Origin of the sequence: Chromobacterium sp. LK11 (genome assembly GCF_001043705.1) — a bacterium.
GTDB lineage: Bacteria > Pseudomonadota > Gammaproteobacteria > Burkholderiales > Chromobacteriaceae > Chromobacterium > Chromobacterium alkanivorans.
In genome coordinates this window covers 51,038-69,096 of sequence record NZ_LDUR01000006.1, presented here as the reverse complement: position 1 = coordinate 69,096, position 18,059 = coordinate 51,038, and the positions used below count along the sequence as shown (strand labels likewise).

Annotated in this window: 19 protein-coding genes; 6 read left to right on the top strand and 13 right to left on the bottom strand. The window is 64.0% G+C overall.

Annotated features, from left to right (window positions below; translation table 11 throughout):
- Window positions 1-107 precede the first annotated feature (107 nt).
- The gene (locus VK98_RS03580) at window positions 108-905 is read right to left on the bottom strand and encodes a hypothetical protein (protein WP_048412720.1); all 798 of its coding nucleotides are present in this window, start codon (window positions 903-905) and stop codon (window positions 108-110) included.
- 393 nt (window positions 906-1,298) lie between these two features.
- Between VK98_RS03580 and VK98_RS03575 the strand changes: the two genes are divergently transcribed.
- Window positions 1,299-1,670, top strand: a complete 372-nt coding sequence (locus tag VK98_RS03575) for a cupin domain-containing protein (protein ID WP_048412719.1) — start codon at window positions 1,299-1,301, stop codon at window positions 1,668-1,670.
- On the opposite strand, the gene VK98_RS03570 is transcribed toward VK98_RS03575, so the two are convergent.
- The 11 genes from VK98_RS03570 to VK98_RS03525 all read right to left on the bottom strand — a co-directional run bounded on the left by VK98_RS03570 (window position 1,624) and on the right by VK98_RS03525 (window position 12,533).
- On the bottom strand, window positions 1,624-2,472 hold the full coding sequence (locus tag VK98_RS03570) for an amidohydrolase (protein WP_082158736.1): 849 nt from the start codon (window positions 2,470-2,472) through the stop codon (window positions 1,624-1,626). The genes VK98_RS03575 and VK98_RS03570 overlap by 47 nt on opposite strands.
- An 11-nt stretch (window positions 2,473-2,483) precedes the next feature.
- The gene (locus tag VK98_RS23130; RefSeq protein ID WP_082158735.1) at window positions 2,484-2,747 is read right to left on the bottom strand and encodes a hypothetical protein; all 264 of its coding nucleotides are present in this window, start codon (window positions 2,745-2,747) and stop codon (window positions 2,484-2,486) included.
- Between the two features lie 39 nt (window positions 2,748-2,786).
- Window positions 2,787-4,058, bottom strand: coding sequence for an MFS transporter (locus tag VK98_RS03565; protein ID WP_048412718.1), 1,272 nt, complete (start codon window positions 4,056-4,058; stop codon window positions 2,787-2,789).
- Between the two features lie 76 nt (window positions 4,059-4,134).
- The gene (locus VK98_RS03560; RefSeq protein ID WP_048412787.1) at window positions 4,135-4,860 is read right to left on the bottom strand and encodes a GntR family transcriptional regulator; all 726 of its coding nucleotides are present in this window, start codon (window positions 4,858-4,860) and stop codon (window positions 4,135-4,137) included.
- Window positions 4,861-5,101: 241 nt separating this feature from the next.
- On the bottom strand, window positions 5,102-7,123 hold the full coding sequence (locus VK98_RS03555) for an NADPH-dependent 2,4-dienoyl-CoA reductase (protein WP_048412717.1): 2,022 nt from the start codon (window positions 7,121-7,123) through the stop codon (window positions 5,102-5,104).
- 238 nt (window positions 7,124-7,361) lie between these two features.
- On the bottom strand, window positions 7,362-8,114 hold the full coding sequence (locus VK98_RS03550; protein WP_048412716.1) for an outer membrane protein OmpK: 753 nt from the start codon (window positions 8,112-8,114) through the stop codon (window positions 7,362-7,364).
- A 191-nt stretch (window positions 8,115-8,305) separates the two neighbouring features.
- Window positions 8,306-8,638 carry an MGMT family protein gene (locus VK98_RS03545; RefSeq protein WP_048412715.1) on the bottom strand — a complete coding sequence of 111 codons (333 nt, stop codon included), beginning with the start codon at window positions 8,636-8,638 and terminating at the stop codon, window positions 8,306-8,308.
- Between the two features lie 6 nt (window positions 8,639-8,644).
- Window positions 8,645-9,295: an MBL fold metallo-hydrolase gene (locus VK98_RS03540; RefSeq protein WP_048412714.1), complete on the bottom strand. Its 651-nt coding sequence runs from the start codon at window positions 9,293-9,295 to the stop codon at window positions 8,645-8,647.
- A 96-nt stretch (window positions 9,296-9,391) separates the two neighbouring features.
- A complete protein-coding gene (locus tag VK98_RS03535; RefSeq protein WP_197082949.1) occupies window positions 9,392-10,021 on the bottom strand; it encodes an ester cyclase in 630 nt (209 codons plus the stop codon).
- Window positions 10,018-10,395: a DoxX family protein gene (locus VK98_RS03530; RefSeq protein WP_048412713.1), complete on the bottom strand. Its 378-nt coding sequence runs from the start codon at window positions 10,393-10,395 to the stop codon at window positions 10,018-10,020. The genes VK98_RS03535 and VK98_RS03530 overlap by 4 nt, the downstream gene beginning before the upstream one ends.
- Before the next feature lie 155 nt (window positions 10,396-10,550).
- Window positions 10,551-12,533 carry a methyl-accepting chemotaxis protein gene (locus VK98_RS03525; RefSeq protein WP_053077198.1) on the bottom strand — a complete coding sequence of 661 codons (1,983 nt, stop codon included), beginning with the start codon at window positions 12,531-12,533 and terminating at the stop codon, window positions 10,551-10,553.
- Window positions 12,534-12,750: 217 nt separating this feature from the next.
- Here VK98_RS03525 and VK98_RS03520 point away from each other — a divergent pair, with 217 nt between their 5' ends.
- Window positions 12,751-13,563 carry a nucleotidyltransferase domain-containing protein gene (locus VK98_RS03520; RefSeq protein ID WP_048412712.1) on the top strand — a complete coding sequence of 271 codons (813 nt, stop codon included), beginning with the start codon at window positions 12,751-12,753 and terminating at the stop codon, window positions 13,561-13,563.
- 228 nt (window positions 13,564-13,791) lie between these two features.
- On the opposite strand, the gene VK98_RS03515 is transcribed toward VK98_RS03520, so the two are convergent.
- Window positions 13,792-14,241, bottom strand: coding sequence for a hypothetical protein (locus VK98_RS03515; RefSeq protein ID WP_048412711.1), 450 nt, complete (start codon window positions 14,239-14,241; stop codon window positions 13,792-13,794).
- 396 nt (window positions 14,242-14,637) lie between these two features.
- Here VK98_RS03515 and VK98_RS03510 point away from each other — a divergent pair, with 396 nt between their 5' ends.
- The 4 genes from VK98_RS03510 (at window position 14,638) to VK98_RS03495 (ending at window position 17,951) form a co-directional block, all read left to right on the top strand.
- Complete coding sequence (locus VK98_RS03510; RefSeq protein WP_048412710.1) at window positions 14,638-15,021, top strand: GPW/gp25 family protein; 384 nt, start codon at window positions 14,638-14,640, stop codon at window positions 15,019-15,021.
- Window positions 15,018-15,680, top strand: a complete 663-nt coding sequence (locus VK98_RS03505; RefSeq protein WP_082158733.1) for a phage tail protein I — start codon at window positions 15,018-15,020, stop codon at window positions 15,678-15,680. Before VK98_RS03510 ends, VK98_RS03505 begins: the two co-directional genes overlap by 4 nt.
- A gap of 98 nt (window positions 15,681-15,778) precedes the next feature.
- A complete protein-coding gene (locus VK98_RS22645) occupies window positions 15,779-17,335 on the top strand; it encodes a phage tail protein (protein ID WP_053077197.1) in 1,557 nt (518 codons plus the stop codon).
- A gap of 22 nt (window positions 17,336-17,357) precedes the next feature.
- Entirely contained in the window at window positions 17,358-17,951 is a 594-nt protein-coding gene (locus VK98_RS03495; RefSeq protein WP_156187746.1) for a hypothetical protein, read from the top strand.
- Window positions 17,952-18,059 lie beyond the last annotated feature (108 nt).

Below are 18,059 nucleotides of genomic sequence, written 5' to 3'. Positions count from 1 at the left end.
GCATGGGATGGCAGTCCGGCCGCGCGGTTTACCGCTCCAGGCTCAGAGCATAGCGTTTTTATGCTTATGGGGTAACTCCAGAAAAATGGAGAATACCCCGTTGGATATCACAGCTGTTTGGATCCGATCAGCCGGCTGAAAAGCGAGGTCGGCATTTTGCGGTGCATGCCGGCGGCAATCAGCGCGTCGCACAATTCGGCGCGCCGCTGCGAGGGCAGGCCCAGTTTTTCGCAAATATAGTTCTTGCTCTTGATAATCGAATCCGCCACCCGGGTTTTGGGCTTGGGCCGATATTTGTTCATGAAATCGGCGATTTGCTTGAAGTCCCAGTTCAGCAGCAGCAGGAAGCAGACTTCCTGTTCGTATTCCGTCAATTCCACGTCAAGCAGTTTCAATTCGCCCTGCACCTGTTCAATGCTGCAGCCGGCGCCGAATTCCAAAATGTAATTGGGCATCAGGTTGATGAAGTTGGCGATTTCTATTTCATGAGCGTAATAGATGGTGCCCAGGATGGAGCGCGACGCGTCGTGCTTGAGCAGGTGCTTGGAGAACACCCGCGCCTTGAGGCCATCCCCGTATTCGTGCACGTTGAGGATGGAGACCTTGCGTGCCGGGTCGCAGGTCTGCATCAGCGCCAGGTCTTCCTGCACATAGCAATCGGCGAACTGGGCGGTGCCTTCGCAGGGCATTTCCTTGTCCAGACGGTCCACCACGTCGTCTCCGCGTTTGAGCGCCACGATCCTGGCGTAGGCGTCGCTGGACGCCAGATGACGGGAGTTGGCGTCTTTGGCGCCGACGATCATGTCGGTCTGGCTGGAGATCTGGGAGACGGATTGGCGGAACTGAGCCACGAATTCGCTTTGCTCTTCGGAGAAGCGTTCAGGGGAGACGAGCTGATAGTCCATAGTGTGCGCCTGGTGCGGAGGTTTGTAATGTCGGAGAGCGCTGCGTGAGCCTCGCTGTCGCGTCGAGCCGTTCAAGGTTTGCTGCGCGTCGGCGGGATGGGTGGAAAAAGCGCTGGAATCGGTTTCGAAAGACACATGCGCCGTAGGCGCGCATGGCTTCTTCCGCCGCAACGGTTTGTCTCGCTCTGGTTCGCGAAGCTTTGAACGGGCTCCAAGCTGGGCACTTATAGGTTTTTTGTTTCGATAGTGTCAATCCGAATGGCCGTCTGGCCTTGATTAACTGTACTAAAGGATTAAAGCGCACGGAGATGGCGCGAAACGCGCGCAGTTTTGAAATAATGACGCGTTTTTAATGATGGGTTTGTCCCGGTATTGCGGTTTGTTAGGAATATCATGAAAGTGATTGATTGGAAGCTGGAGCTTGAAAACGGCGTTTACGACAAGAGCGTGGGCATCAAGATTTTGAAATTGGCCGGCGATGCCGGTTTCAGCACGTATTTAACCGAGATCGCCCCCGGGGTGGCGATCAACGGTCATTATCACCGCCACGGCGATGAGCATTATCATATCGTCAGCGGCCGCGGCGAGATGCGGCTGGTGGATGTGGCCACCGGCGCGGCGCGCAGCCACGCGGTGACGGAGCAAAGCTCCTTCGTGGTGCCGGCCAATACCCAGCATCAACTCAGCAACACCGGCGCCGCGCCGCTGGTGTTGATGTTCAGCTGTCCGGCCAGTCATCTGGCGGACGACCGCCACTTCCTCTAGCCGCGTCGAAGCGGAACAGCTCGGCGGGGGTGTCGTGGGTGATGCGCCGGCGGCGTTCCGCGTCCGGCAGCCATTGCTTCAACAGCTCCAGCGTGCGGGCGTAGCGGATGGAGCCGAACTGGGTGTGCGGCCAATCGCTGCCCCACAGCAGCCGCTCCGGCCCCAGCGCGCTGTCCAGCAGCGGCAGCGCGGCGCGGGCGATGTCCTCGCCGCGGCCGGCCAGGCCGTTGCGGTAGGCCGCGGAGATTTTGACCCAGACGCGGCCGCTGGCGGCGCCGGCGTCCAGCATGCGGCGGAAGCCGGGGTCGTCCACGCCCAGCGCCGGATGCGGCCGGCCGAAGTGATCGATGACCACCTTGACCCCGGCGGCCAGCAGCGGCGGCAGCAAGACCGGCCAGTCCTGCGCCGCGCGATGCACTTCCACTTGCCAGTCCAGGCTGGCGGCATTTGCCAGGCAGCGGCGCCACGCCGGCGACTCCAGGTCCGGCAGCGGCCGGCCTATCAGGTTCAGCCGCAGGCCGACGACGCCGGCCTGGTCCATCGCGCGCATGACCGGCAGCGGGCAGTCCGGCGCGATCACCGCGATGCCGCGCAGCCGGCCCTCGCTTTCGCGCAGGCCTTGCAGCAGATAGCGGTTGTCGTTGCCCAGAAAGCTGGGTTGCACCAGCACGCCGCCGGCGATGCCGAACTGGTCCAGCTGAGCCAGATAGGCCTGCAAGGGGGCGTCCCGGTACGGCTTGTAGCGCAGCGGAGCGGTGCCTATCAGCTGGCGCAGGAAAATATGGGCGTGCCCGTCTATCATCGGCGCCGGGGTCAGCCGCAGGCCTGACAGGCGCCGTCGCGCGCCTCGCTCTGGTCCAGCGCCGCGTCGATGTCGGCGGCGTCCAGCACTTTGTGCCGGATGCTGTGGGACAACAGGGCGAGCAGGTAGTCGCGCCGGAAAATCGGCGAGCCCTCCCATTCGCTGCCGGCGCTGCCCAGAATGATGGGCGAGGTGATGATGACCCGCTCGCCCTGGATGGTGTCCAGGGCGAACTCGTCATCGGTGATCTGGTTGGCGATTTCGTCTAATGCCATGGTGACCTCACAATTTCGATGAAGTGGCGCGCCCGTCGTTCAGGCCGAAGCGCGGGCGTCGCGGGGTTCCGGCCCGCTCGGGTCCGGCAGCTTGTCGTTCAGCGGCTTGCCCTTGGTTTCCGGCAGGCAGAACACGGCCAGCGCGACGATGGAATAGGCCATCGCGGCGCTGACGCCGATGGAGGCGCCCAAGGTCCAGCCGTCGCTCAGATAGCCGACCAGCAGGGGAAAGCCGGCGGACAGGATGCGGCCGAAGTTGTAGCAGAAGCCCACGCCGGCGCCGCGGATGCCGGTGGGGTAGAGTTCGTTGAACAGAGCGCCCAGGCTGGAGGGGATGCCGGCAGCGAAGAAACCCAGCGGGAAGCCCAGGAACAGCATCAGCGGATTGCTCAGCGGCGCGAACACGTAGATCAGCACCGTGGCCACGCAACAGACCGAGAACAGCAGCAGGTTGAGGCGGCGGCCGATGCGGTCCAGCAGATAGGCGCTGGCCATGCAGCCGCACCAGAAGGCGACGATGATCACCGCCAGATAGCCGCTGGTGCCGAGAATGGACAAATGGCGCTCGGTCTTGAGGAACATCGGCAGCCAAGTCATCAGCGCGGCGTAGCCGCCGTGCGCGCCGACGCCGATCAAGGAGCCGATCAGGGTCATGCGCAGCACGTCGGGTTTGAAGATGTCCAGCAGCGGCACCGCGGGGGCGGCCGCCTGGCGTTCGCGGCGCGGCGGTTCCGGAATGTGGCGACGGATATAGATGATGAAGAAGGCTGGCAGGATGCCGATGCCGAACATCACCCGCCAGGCGATTTCCGCCGGAAACAGCAGGAAGATCGCCGAGTACAGCAGCACTGACGCGCCCCAGCCCACCGCCCAGGCGCTTTGCACCGAGGCCATCGCCTTGCCGCGGTGCTCCGGCCGGATGATCTCGGCCATCAGCACCGCGCCGGCGGCCCATTCGCCGCCGAAGCCGAAGCCCTGCAGCGCCTTGAACACCAGCAATTGCTCATAGCTCTGAGCAAAGCCGGACAGCAGGGTGAACAGCGAGAACCAGACGATGGTGATTTGCAGCGCCAACACCCTGCCGACGCGGTCCGACACCGCGCCCATGATCCAGCCGCCCAGCGCCGAGGCCACCAGGGTGACGCTGCCTATCATCCCGGCCTCCGCCTTGCTCAGGCTGAAGGCGGCGATCAGCGCCGGGATGGCCAGGCTGAACATCTGCACGTCCAGCGCGTCCAGCGCCCAGCCGCCGAAACAGCCCCAGAAGGTTTTGCGTTCGCCCGGCGAGACCTGCTTATACCAATGCAACATGATGCTGCCCTTTATGGTTTTTGCTTGTTGTCGAGGCGCCGCCCCGCGCCGCTGCCATGGCGCGGGCGGCGCGGAATCAGCGGATGTCCGCCTGGTAGCGGAACTTGTCGGCGCGGCCGCGCACGCTGCGCCATTCCAGCGGGCTGCCGTCGTAGGCCTTGGCCAGGCGTTCCAGCACGATGGCCGGGGTGCCCGGCGCGAGCTGCAGCAGCTCGGCGTGCGGCGAGGCGATGGCTTCCGCGGTCAGGGTTTCGCGCGCGGAGGCCACCACCTGGTGACAGCAGTCCTCGTACAGCGGGTACAGCAGATCGCCGAAGCTGGGCAGCGGAATGGCCAGCAGGGCCTGGAAACGCGTCGCCGGCAGCCAGATCGATTCGGCCAGCAGCGGCTCGCGGTCCAGATAGCGCAAGCGGGTCAGGTGGATGGCTTGTCCGCCGGATTGCAGTTGCAGGTGGTCCGCGATGGCCGGCGGCGGCGTCAGCTGCTCGCGGTGCAGGATTTTCGCCTCGGGGATGCGGTAGTTGCCCGCCGCGTCGTGAAAGCGGAAAAAGCGCAGCAGCGAGGACTGGAAGTTGGCTGGCTTGATGAAGGTGCCCTTGCCCTGGCGGCGTTCCACCATTTCGTCGGCCACCAGTTGATCCACCGCCTTGCGGATGGTGCCGATCGAGGTGTGGAAGCGTCCCACCAGCTCCGCCTCGGTGGGGATGGCTTCGCCGGGCTTCCATACCCGGTTGGCGATGTCGCGCGCCAAAGCGTCGCGCACTTGCTGGTACAGGGGCAGGCGAAGGTCTGCCTGACGCATGTCGGTCATATGGTCATATATATGAATTAATTCGATGGCCGCAACGATGACAAATTAGCGAACGCCAAACAAGAGCTAAAACGTTTTACCTGGGCAAATCTGTACTAAAGGACGGTGTTTTGCGCGGAGAGCAGCGGAGGGGGCTAGGAACAGGCCCGGCGATGCCGGGCCTGAGGAAAAGAACGCGCGCCGGCGACCATGCCTTAATCGCATGGCTGGGCCGGGCGCGGGAGAGTGAGGATCAGATGCGGGCGGCGAGGCGCGAGCCTTGATCGATCGCCCGTTTGGCGTCCAGTTCGGCCGCCACATCGGCGCCGCCTATCAGGTGCACTGGCTTGCCGGCGGCCTGCAACGGCGCCTGCAGCTCGCGCAGCGGGTCCTGGCCGGCGCAGATGATCACATTGTCCACCGGCAGCAGCTGGGTTTCGCCTTTGACCGTGATGTGCAGGCCGGCGTCGTCTATCTTGTCGTAGCTGACGCCGGACAGCATGCGCACCCGCTTCATCTGCAGGCTGGCGCGATGGATCCAGCCGGTGGTCTTGCCCAAACCTTCGCCCACCTTGCTGGTCTTGCGCTGCAATAGATAGACCTCGCGCGGGCTGGGGTGCGGCTGCGGGCCTTGCGGGCTGAGGCCGCCCGGATGCTCCACCGCCATGTCCACGCCCCATTCGCGCATGAAGGCGGCGGTGTCCAGCGAGCTGGACTTGCCCTCGTGGGTCAGGAATTCCGCGGTGTCGAAGCCGATGCCGCCGGCGCCGATGATGGCGACGCGCTTGCCCACCGGCTTGCCGTGCTTGAGCACGTCCAGGTAGTTGAGCACCTTGGGATGGTCGACGCCGGGAATCTCCGGCGTGCGCGGCGCGATGCCGGTGGCCAGCACCACCTCGTCGAAGCCGGCGAGATCCGCCGCCGCCACGCGGGTGTTCAAGCGCTGTTCCACCCCGGTCCGCTCCAGCTTGCGCTTGAAGTAACGCAGGGTTTCGTAGAACTCTTCCTTGCCGGGGATGCGCTTGGCCACGTTGAACTGGCCGCCGATCTCCGCCGCGGCGTCGAACAGCGTTACCTGGTGGCCGCGTTCCGCCGCCACCGTGGCGAAGGCCAGGCCGGCCGGGCCGGCGCCGACCACCGCCAGTTTCTTGGCCTGGGCGGTTTTTTCGTAGTTCAGCTCGGTTTCGCGGCAGGCGCGCGGATTGACCAGGCAACTGGTCAGCTTGCCCTGGAAGATGTGGTCCAGACAGGCCTGGTTGCAGCCGATACAGGTGTTGATTTCGTCGCCGCGGCCGGCGGCCGCCTTGTTGACGAAGTCCGGGTCCGCCAGGAAGGGGCGCGCCATCGACACCATGTCGGCGCAGCCGTCGGCCAGGATCTCCTCGGCCACTTCCGGGGTGTTGATGCGGTTGGTGGTGATCAGCGGAATCTTCACCTTGCCCATCAGCTTCTTGGTGACCCAGGCGAAGCCGCCGCGCGGCACCATGGTGGCGATGGTGGGCACCCGCGCCTCGTGCCAGCCGATGCCGGTGTTGATCAGCGTGGCGCCGGCCTTTTCGATCTCGCCGGCCAGTTGCGCCACCTCGTCCCAGGAGCTGCCGTCCTGCACCAGGTCCAACATGGACAGCCGGTAGATGATGATGAAATCGCTGCCCACCGCGGCGCGCACCGCTTTGACGGTTTCGATGGCGAAGCGGATGCGGTTTTCGAAGCTGCCGCCCCAGTCGTCGTCGCGCTTATTGGTGGCGCGGGCGATGAACTGGTTGATCAGATAGCCTTCCGAGCCCATCACTTCCACGCCGTCGTAGCCGGCCTGCTGCGCCAGCCGCGCGCAGCGGGCGAAATCGGCGATGGTTTGCCAGACGTCGGCGTCGGACAACTCGCGCGGCTTGTAGAAGTTGATCGGCGCGATCAGCGGCGAGGCGGACACGCATTTTTCCTGAAAGCTGTAGCGGCCGGAGTGCAGGATCTGCAGCGCGATCTTGCCGCCGGCGGAGTGCACCGCGTCGGTGACCAGCTTGTGGTGCGGTACCTCGGCCTCGTCGGCCAGCATCGAGGCGCCTTCGGCGACACAGCCTTCCGGATTGGGGCCGACGCCGCCGGTGACGATCAGACCCACGCCGCCGCGGGCGCGCTCCGCGTAAAAGGCCGCCATTTTCTCAAAGCCTTGCGGGGCCTCTTCCAGGCCGGTGTGCATCGAGCCCATCAGCACGCGGTTTTTCAGCGTGGTGAAGCCCAGGTCCAGCGGGGCCAGCAGGTGCGGGTATGCCGTCATGTTTTCGTCCTCGTGTAGGTTTCTCGCGCAGATCATTGTGGCCGCGGCCGCCGTCCGGCGCCAGCGCGGCGGGCAAGTGTTTGATTGCTTGGGCTTGCCGGTGTTGGCGTTGAAGATACTTACTAGTAAGTAAGGTGTCAATCGACGCGACGGCCAGGGAGGGTCATGCATGGGAGGCGTCAAATAAAAACGCCGCCGGGACGAACCGGGCGGCGCAGCTTGCAAGCAGCGGGAAGGCTTACTTGAAGTTGTATTTGATCGAGTAGATCACAGCGTTCTGGTACGCCTTGGAGCCCAGTTTCTGGTCGGCGTAACGGTATTGAATGCCGGTGGTGATCGCTTTGATCGGGGTCCACCACAAGGCCAGCGCGCCGTTCTGACCGGTTTTGCGGACGTACGGATTGGTGAACTTGTCCTGACGGTTCAGCTCGGTCTCATGCCACTGAGTAATCATCAGATCCTGGCCGAAGGCTTGGAACGGATACATCATGACGTAGCCGGCCATGTAGCCGTTGTAGCCGGAACCGATGCCGAAGGAGTCCAGTTCGTTGTGCACGCCGATGAACGGTTTGATGGTCAGGTTGCCGAAGCTCAGGCTGGTGCCCAGGCCCAGTACGCGGTTCTGGGTGAAGAACTCGTTGCCGCGGGTGTCGTAAACGTGGCCGTACAGTTGAACCGGAACGTTGCCGATCTGGGTCATGTTGTAGCGGGCAACCACTTTGGTGGTGTAGCGACGGTCTTTGGTGCCGGTGCCGTTATTGCCTTTGCCCGGGTTTTCCAGATCGAAGAAACCGTACAGTTCGCCCCAGTTGCCACCCATGCCGCCTTCGGCTTCGAGGTAGCCGAAGTCGCGCTTGCCCGATTGTTCGGTGGTGCGGTTAGACCAGTCCAGCCAGTTGGCGCTGACATTGCCGAAGGAGTAATCACCGGCTTGCGCCAGGGTACAGCCGCCCACCAGAGCCAGGGCCAGCAGCAGATTGCGAGTTTTCATTATTTCACCAGAATATTGTGCGTGTAGCGTGTAGTGCGCGCGGACAGACCTGTCGGCGCGGGCGCAGACTAGCTCAGAAATATTCGTTTGCAAAGTATTTACAATGTGCTTGTCGCATTTTTGTCATTTTATGTAAATGCAATGTATTTTGAGCTGTAGATATTATGCTTGAAACATTAAATGTTGCGGAACTACAACTTTTTGCTACAAAAATGCGCGTCCGGCCAACCGTAACGCCGCAGGTCCACCTTGCCGGCCGCGCTCAACTCCACCCCGTCCTCCTCCAGCAGCAAGCGCTGCCAGTCGGCCTGTTCGCTGCCCGGCCGCGAGATGCGTCCGCCGGCGCCCAGCACCCGGAACCAGGGCACGCTGACGCCTTCCGGCAAATGGCTGAGCAGACGGCCGACGTGGCGCGAATGGCGCGGATAGCCGGCCTGTTCCGCCAAGGCGCCGTAGGTGGTGACCCGGCCCGGCGGCAGCGCCAGCAGCAGCGCGATCACCTTGCGTTCAAACTCGGGCGGCATCGCGGCTCAGCGGTAGCGCGGATTGGCGACGTAGGGGTTGCTGCGCTTTTCCTCGCCCAGGGTGGTCAGGGGGCCGTGGCCCGGCACCACGGTGGTGTCGTCCGGCAGCAGGAACAGCTTTTGCTGGATGGCGTCGATCAATTGCTGGTGATTGCCCATAGGAAAGTCGGTGCGGCCGATCGAGCCCTGGAACAACACGTCGCCGGCGATCAGCAGCCGCGCGGCCGGGCTGTGGAACACCACGTGGCCCGGCGTGTGGCCGGGGCAGTGGATCACGTTCAGCGTTTCCTCGCCCACGCTGACGGTGTCGCCTTCCTCCAGCCAGCGGTCAGGCGTCAGCGCCTCGCTGCGCGGAAAGCCGAACATATGGCCCTGCTGCGGCAGCTGGTCCAGCCAGAAGCTTTCCGCGCGCTGCGGGCCTTCGATCTTGACGCCCAGCTGTTCCGCCAGCCGCGCGGCGCCGCCGGCGTGGTCGATGTGGCCGTGGGTCAGCAGCAGCTTTTCCACCGTCAGGTTCTGGCGGGCGGTCCAATCGGCGATGCGTTCGATGTCGCCGCCGGCGTCCACCACCGCGGCGCGGCCGCTGGCGTCGCACCACAGGATGGAACAGTTCTGGGCAAACGGCGTGACCGGAATCACATGGAAATGCAGGGACATGGCGCGCTCGATTCAATGGGGATGCCGGGATTGTGGCATGAGTCGGCGCGGATGAGGAGAGGCCCGGCCATGACGGCGCGGGCCGCCGGGCTGGTTTCAGAACACGCTGTTGCCGTTGGCGCTTGTGTCCGGCACCGGCTGGATCACGTCCCAGTGCTCGACAATCTTGCCATTCTCCACCCGGAAGATGTCTACCAGCGCTCGGCCACGGTCTTTGGCGTCGCTGGTGCTATGCACATGCAAGACCACCAGGTCGCCTTCGGCAACGGCGCGGTTAATGGTGTTGCGGCGCTCGGGGGCTTGTTTGAAGCGCTCGGTGAAAGCCTCGACAAAGGCCTGCTTCCCGTCCTTGACGCTGGGGTTGTGCTGAATGTAGCGGTCGCCGATATAGCGATCCGCCGCGCTCAAGTCGTGCTGGTTGAAAAACTGGTTGTAGAAATCGATCACCAGTTGCTTGTTGCTGCTTGCCCGCTGCATCGCTACGGCGGGGGAGACGGGCGTCACGGCATAACTCGGCGCGGCGCTCAGACTGAAGCCCAGCGCGGCCAGGCCGCTTATCATCCAATGCGGTTTCATCGAGATGGATTTCCTTTTGGCGAAGGCGGACATCGGCGTGGATTGCATGAAATGGCCGTCCGGACGGTTTGGAATACGGCGACGCAGAGGGCTATGTCGCGTCGCCATGATGGCCGGCGACCCTGCCGTCAGGCAAGGCAGGGTGGTCAACCCTTGCGTCCATCCCAGGACAGCTTGCCCGCGCCGTGGGCAAACACCATCAGCAAGCCGCCGGCCATGGCCAGGTTCTTGGTCAGCTGGATCATTTGCTGGCTATTGCCCGGCTCCAGATGGAACAGCAGCGCCGAGGCGATGGAGAAGCCGGCCAGCAGCAAGGCCACCCAGCGCGCTCGCACGCCCAGCGCCAAAGCCAGGCCGCCGCCGATCTCCAAGGCGATCACCAGCGGCAGCAAGAAGCCGGGCACGCCCATCGCGGCCATATAGCCTTGGGTGGCGGCGTAGCCGGCGCCGAGCTTGCCGATGCCGGCGAAGAAGAAAACCTGCGCCAGCAGCACGCGGGCAAGCAATGCGATCCATTTGTCCATCTTGCGTTCTCCTGCCGGCGCGCCGGCCTTGATTTTCGATTGATGACGCCGGCCGCGGAGGGCGGCCGGCCATGAACGGACTATACGGATAGGCAGGGCGCGAAAAAAGCGCAAAAAACCGCAAGAGTCGCTCAAAAAATTCGAGCAAGCCGCGGCTACAGTTTGAATTTTCCGATCAGCGAATCCAGCTCCTCGCCCAGGCGCGCGAGCAAGGTGGTGGCCTGCTGCGCCTGGCTGATGGATTCGTCGGTTTGCAGCAACATGCCGTGAATGTTTTCGATGTGACGGGCGATTTCCTGGCTGGCGCTGGACTGTTCGGAGGTGGAGGCGGCGATATCGCCCACCGACTCCATCACCTGTTGGGCGTGGCCGCTGATCTGCTGGATAGACTGCGCCGACTCTTCGGCCAGCCTCACCCCCTGGTCCACCTGGCGCAGCGCGCCGTCCATGCTGTCTGAGGCTTTGCTAGTGTCCTGCTGCATGGTCTGGATCACGCCGGAGATTTCCAGCGTGGCCTGGGAGGTGCGTTCGGCCAGCTTGCGCACCTCGTCCGCCACCACCGCGAAGCCGCGGCCCATCTCGCCGGCGCGCGCCGCCTCGATCGCCGCGTTCAGCGCCAGCAGATTGGTCTGGTCGGCGATGTCGCGGATCACCGACACGATGCCGCTGATCTGGTCCGAGCGCTGCTGCATGCCGCCCAGCACCTCGGCCAGCTCGCGCACCGTTTGCGAAATGCGGCCGATCTCGCGCACGGTGGCGTCGACATTGGCCGAAGCCTCGTTGGACAGCGTGTCCGCCTCGCGCGCGCGCTGTTCCGCCACCCGCGCCGATTCCGCGATGTGGCTGACGCTGACCGACAACTGCTCCACGCTGGCGGCGGTGGCGTTGGCGGCCTCGGACTGGCGCGCCGAACTGCCGCGGATCTGGTCCACGTCGCCGGACAGCTGGCGCACCGAGCCCAGCACGTCGCCGGCGTGGCGGCGCACGTCCAGCATCATCGTGCGCAGCGAGCCGGTAAAGGTATTGAAGGCGCCGGCGGCCAGGCCGATCTCGTCGCGGCTGGCGATGGGCAGCGCCCGGGTCAGATCGCCGCTGCCGGAGGCCAGTTCGCTCATCGCCGACTGCAGCCGACCCAGCGGGCGCAGCAGCTGGCTCAGGGTGGCGCCCAGCAGCACCAGGATCAGCGCCAGAATGCCCAGGCTGATCAAGGCCGACTGCCAGCTGGCGGCGCGCACCGGCGCAAACGCCTCGCTCAGCGGAATGGAAATGCGCACCGCCCACGGCATGCCGGCCTCGCCGACGGTGATGGGCATGATGAAGTGGCGGAAGCCGTCGTCGCTGTCGTATTCCGCCGGCTGGCCGTCCTTGATCGCCGCCTTGGTCGCCGCTGGCAGCTTGGCGTCGGCCTTGCCGTTCAGCGCCGGATCGCGGCCGGCCAGCTGGACGCCGCTGTTGGAATACAAGCTCATGAAGCCGTTCTGGTAAGGCTTGACCTTGGCGGCCAGCTCCTGCAAATGGCCGAGCGCGATGTCGCAGCCGGCCACGCCCAGCACCTTGCCGTTGCTCAACAGCGGAAAGGAAATGGTGCCCATCAGAATCTTGATGTCGGGGTCGACGTAAGGCTCGGTCAGCATAGGCTTGCCGGTCTTGCGCGGCTCGGTGTAGTAGGCGCTGTCGTCCACCCCCTCGCCGCCCCAGACCACGTCGATCTTGCCGCTTTTGCGGTACCAGTAGACGCCGCTGCGGCCAGTCTTGTCGTTATGCTCCTTGCCGGCCAGCTCCGCGTCGCGGCCGTCCAGCGCGTTGGGTTCCCAGATCGCCCAGTAACCGACCGCGTCCGGATTGCCGGACAAGGGCCCCTTGACGATGTCCGACAGCAACTGGCGCGCGTTGGGCGGCAGATTGTGCTTCACCGCCACCGAGGATTCGGCCACCACCTGGGCCGAATCGTAAGTCTTGCCCAGCAAGCGCTGCACCTGGCCGGCCTCGCTTTCGGCCAGCAGCTTGGCGTTGTCCAGCACCGCCTTCTCCGCGCTTTGATAGCTGGCGTAGATATTGACGCCGGCCAGTACGCAAAAACCGATCAGGATCAGCAGGCCGGAACCGGCCAGAATCTTGCCCTTGATGGTGGTGATCATGGTTGTCCCCATCGCTTCATATGTGTTCTTCCCCAAAAGCCGTTGCGAGCGGACGCCGGTTCCTGGCCCGGTTATTATGGTGTGGGCCCGCCGGCGGCGTCGGTTTCCAACGGCATGCCGCCATTTGTATTAAATAGCTTAAATGGGGTAAAGGGAAATTTTGCAATCGGCGGGCCGCATCCCGGCGCGCCGCGGCAATACGAGGGAGAAGCGAAGAGTGTCGACGGAAGCACGCATCCGCCCGGACCGCGCCGAGCCGCTGGCTGAGGCCGCGCGGCGGCGAGTGCTGGCGCGGCTGGAGCAAGTGGAGGCGCGTCACGGCGTGCGCATCCTCTACGCGGCCGAAGGCGGCAGCCGCTGCTGGGGCTACGCCGCGCCGGACAGCGATTACGATGTGCGCTTCGTCTACCTGCATCCGGCGGAGTGGTACGAGACTGGCGGCGGGCGCGACGTGATCGAGCTGCCGCTGGCCGACGGCCTAGACATCAGCGGCTGGGAGCTGCGCAAGGCGTTGCGGCTGACGCTGGGCGGCAACGCCTCGCTGCTGGAGTGGCTGGTTTCGCCCCAGGTCTACCGCCAGCATCCGGCGGCCTGCCGCGTGTTGCGTGGTCTGGGGCCGGAGCACTTCGCCGGCGAGGCGGCCTACTGGCATTATCTGTCGGCGGCGCGCAAGAACTACCGCGGCCGCAAGCGCGAGGAGCAGTTGCGGCTGAAAAAATACCTGTACGTGCTGCGGCCCTTGCTGGCGGCGCAATGGCTGCGGCGTTGGCGTAGCCAGCCGCCGCTGTGGCTGGAGGAACTGGCCGGCGGGGCTTTGGACGACGCCCGTTTGCGCGAGGAGCTGGCCGGCCTGCTGGCCTTGAAGGTCGCCGGCGGCGCGCCGGAGTACGGCCCGGCCACGCCGGGCCTGCACGACTACATTGAGCGGGAGATGCAGGCTTACGAAGCCATGGCGCGGCCAAGCCGCCACAGCGACTGGGCGCGGGCGGACGCTTTGCTGGAGCAAGTGCGCTTGGCTTGCGATGCTTGAATGGGCGGAGGCCTTGGTTTCAATGCTCCGTGGCTGGCGAGGCCACCCGCTCGACAAACCGTATGGCGTAGGGTGGGTGGAGCATAGCGATACCCACGCGGAAACGCGATGGGATTGATGCTTGGACCTTGGCGGCGGGGCTTGGTGGGTATCGCCTACGGCTCCTCCCACCCTACAAGTCCCCCTCACGTAGGGTGGGTGGAGCGCAGCGATACCCACCAGCCGAGGTCAGCGATTGCGCAGGCGGATGCGGCGGAAGCGCGCTTCCAGATTGAACCGCTGCCCCAGCGCCAGGTAGAGCTGGTGTTGGCTATCCACATGGCGGTAAACCCGGACCCGGTCGGCGCCCAGCAACATCATGATTTCCAGATAGTTGAAGAAACCCATCCACTGGTAGCGCCCGCCGCGATCGTCAAAGTCGATGTCGCGGGCGACACGGCTGAGCAGGCCCTTGCCGACGTATTCGCGGTTGTCCTTCAGCCATTGCAGCAGGTGAGCCGCGCATTCGCGGCCATAAGCGGCATCGGCGGGAGCATCCTTGCTGGGCGCGGGCATTTGCCAGTAATGCGCATAGGTGCGGCCGGGGCAGAAGCGGACGAAGGGGAGCAGCGCTTCCTGCTGTTCCAGCGAGCGCAATTTGTAGCGACGACGACGGGGAAAGGTTTGAGCGTGATGCATGGTGTTTCTCCTGCTGTGACACAAGATAAACCACCTGCCGGGCAAGGCTGAGGTATTAGGCAGGCGCGTGGCAGGATTGGCGTACCGGACTGTCTCCAAACCGGCGAGTGCATGGCACTCCCCCACCATGCGCCTGCCAGATGGCGCGGCCATGGTAAAGCAGCCCGCGCAGCATGCTGCGTAGGCTACAAAATGGAGATGTGCCGGGACGCCAATCCCGGGTGCCGCATGTGGGCGGCAACGGGGGGATTGTTGCCGACCGGGTGCGGAGGGTCAAGGCGTGGAGGCAAGGCTTGCGCCAGCCACGGCGATGCCGGCGAAATTTTCCTTGTAATTCAATTGTTTCCCTAACCGGCTTTAAAAGCCCCGCGGCGGGCCGTGCGGCATCATGTAGCCATGACCCGCATATCCGACATCTCCTCCTTGCATTGGCAGCCGGCCTTGCAGGCCCGCGATCAGGCATCTCCCGCTGACATCGTCGAGAACCTCGACGACATCCATCAGGCCTTGCGCATCATCCTGGGCACGCCCAAGGGCAGCGATCCGCTGCGGCCGGAGTTTGGCAGCGATTTGTTCCATTACCTGGACTACCCGGTGGACCGTGCGCGGCCGCATGTGGTGCGCGAGGCGGTGGAGGCGATCAGCCATCCGCTGTACGGCGAACCGCGCGTCACGGTGGCGCGAGTGCTCTACAGCGTTGGCGGCAACGGCGACGCGCGGCTTACCGTGCAGTGGCGGCTGGCCGACGGCGTGATCCGCGAAACCGAGTTGCGGCTATGAGCGCGGTGGCGGCAAGCAAGGGGACGGCGCCCAATATCCTGGCCAAGGACGAGCGTTTCGGCCACCTGGCACAGCTCACTACCCGGCTGGGCGACGCCGATCTGAGCACCTTGCTGGTTTATCTGGTGGATCAGGTGGACGCCGGCTGGCTGCCGGCGCTGGCCGAGCAGTTCCATGTCGCCGGCGACGAGGGCTGGCGCTTGAGCCAGGGCGAGCGCCAGCGGCGCGAACTGATCAAGCAGTCCATCCACTTGCACCGCAGCAAGGGCACGCGCTGGTCCTTGCAGCAGGTGCTGGCCACGCTGGCCTTGTCCGGCCAGATCAGCGAATGGTTCGAATACGCCGGCAAGCCTTATCACTTCAAGATCCAGATCGACCTGGCCGCGCGCGGCATCGACGCCGCCACGCTGGCGGCGCTGGAAGCGATGATCAACGAGTACAAGAACGCCCGCTCGGTGCTGGAGCGGCTGGCGCTGGTGTTGAGCAATCGTAGCGCCGTGCCGGTGCTGGCGCTGGCCACCCAGGCCGGCGAGCTGGCCACGGTCTATCCCTTCCAGCCGGAGTCGCTGGAGCAAGGCGCAAGCTTGAGCGTCGCGCTGGCGCTCGACTGCGTGGAAACCGCCACCGTCTATCCATTTCAGCGCGCAGCGCTGCGCTAGCAGGCACCGGCAATGCTGGATCTGGCCTATGTCAGCGTCGAGACGGTCACGCTTTATCCCGCAGCATAAAACCTTTGAACCCTTCCCAGGAGCAATCGATGGCCAATGAGTTTTTCACGCTTCTCACCGCCAGCGGCAAGGCCAAGCTGGCGGCGGCGCAAGCCAACGGCGCGCCGCTGCAGATCAGCCAGATGGCGGTGGGCGACGGCGACAACGGCGGGTATTACACGCCCAGCGAGAGCCAGACCGCGCTCAAGCACGAAACCTGGCGCGGCGCGCTCAACCACCTGGCGGTGGACCCGAACAATCCCCACTGGGTGGTGGCGGAGGCGGTGTTGCCGGACACCGTGGGCGGTTTTTACATCCGCGAGGTGGGCCTGTTCGACAGCCGCGGAGATCTGATCGCCGTCGGCAAATTCCCGGAGAGCTACAAGCCGCTGCTGGCGGCCGGCTCCAACAAGCAGCTCTATGTGCGGATGATTCTGGAGGTGTCCAACACCGCGGCGGTGACGCTGTTGGTGGACCCCAGCGTGGTGCTGGCCACGCGCTCGGCGGTGGAGCAGCGCATCGCCGAGGAGCTGGCGAAGCGGGATGCCAAGCCGCGGGATTTCCATCCGCTGCAAACCTTTCCGGCTCAGGCCTACCGCCGCAATGTGCTGATCAATGGAGGTTTTGACGTGTGGCAGCGCGGCGCCAGTCAGACCGCGAGCGGTTATGGCTCGGTGGACCGTTGGCTTTTGGATCTGGGGGGCGGCCCGCTTGGCGGCGCGACCTTGTCGCGGATGGATGCGAGCATTGCCGAGGCCGAAATCTTGGGGGCGACGACGAGCTTCATGCGTCTGACGCTGAGCAAGCCGCCGACCAGCAAGGTCAACGAGTACTGCCAGGTGTGTCAGCCGGTGGAAAACCTGCGTCGTTTTGCTGGCAAGCGTCTGACCTTGAGTTTCTGGGCTAAGGCGGATCAGCCACGCAAGATGGTGGCCTATGTCGAGCAGTGGCTGAAGAGACCGCCAGCCGCATCCGACAAGATCAGGGCGCTGGAGGCAAGCTCGGTGGAACTGACGACCCGCTGGCAACGCTTTGTCTTCTCTTTTTCCTCGCCCAGCTTGCAGGGCCGTGAACCGGGAAGCGAGGCGTCTTTAGCGGTTTTTCTTGGGGTGTCCTACAGCGATGCCTACCCGGCCTTGAATGCGATTACCGGCGCGCAAACCGGCACTTTCGACATTGCCCAGGTGCAGTTGGAGGAGAGTCCGGTGGCGACGCCGTTCGAGTACCGCAGTTTTGGTGAAGAACTGGCTTTGTGCCAGCGGTACTTTGAAAAAAGTTATCCGCTAAGTGATTTTCCTTCCAAGAATTATGGCGCAGGTTCTACCTCTGCACCGGCTATCGTCGGCAAAATGTTCCATTTGAATGTTGGGGTTGTTGGTGATAGGCAAATTAATATGACTATCCCATTTATGGTGGAGAAGCGTATTGAGCCGGCTATTGTGATTTATGACGGCTTGGGCGCGGTAGATAGAATGACCACAAATAATGGAAATGGCGTCATTCCAGTAAATAAATCGTGCTCTACCAAATTTGTAAATATGATTCCCCCTGTTAGTCCAAGTATTAATTGGATTGCATGTCATTGGGTTGCTGATGCTGAGATTTAATTAATTGACAGGGAGAGTGAGAGTGAATGCCATGTATCGTTTAACTAACCAAGCAGATGGGGTGATTAGATCTGTTGATGGAGCTTATATCCCTAAAGGACATCGCTGGTGGGATGAGTATGAGCTCTGGTTGCAACAAGGTAATCAACCGGAGCCGCAGTTCTTGCTGTCGGAGTTACAAGAACAGTGGCTACGAGATATTGATGCCGCCACCGAGACCACCCGCAGCGCAATTTTCGGTAGTGAGCCGCGTCTGGCCGAATACCAGCGCGCCGCCGCCGAGGCGCAGGCGTTCAAGGACGCCGGCTACAAGGGCGAGGCGCCGCCGGCGGTGCGTTCCTGGGCCGAGGCCAAGGGCTGGGACGGCCGGCAGGCGGCGGACAGCATCCTGGCCAAGGCGGCCGCCTGCGAGCAGGCGCTGTACGCGATCCGCGACGCGCGCTTGAAGGGCAAGGAGGCGGTGCGTCAGGCCGCGGACGAGGCGGCGGCGCGCGCGGCGGCCGACGAAGCGGTGTCCCGGCTACAGCAACTGGCCGCCGGCGACTTCGCCGCCGCGTCGGAAACCGAAGCCGGGCGCGCCGGCAACCTGTTCAAGTTCTTTTCCAAACGGCTTTAAAAGCCAGCCGGCGGCGTGATGATAGATCATGTCCTCATCCGCCGCTTCTTTAGGCCGCCGCGCCGGCCGTAGCTGGCCGCCGGTCGCGGCGCTCCACTCAAGGACGTT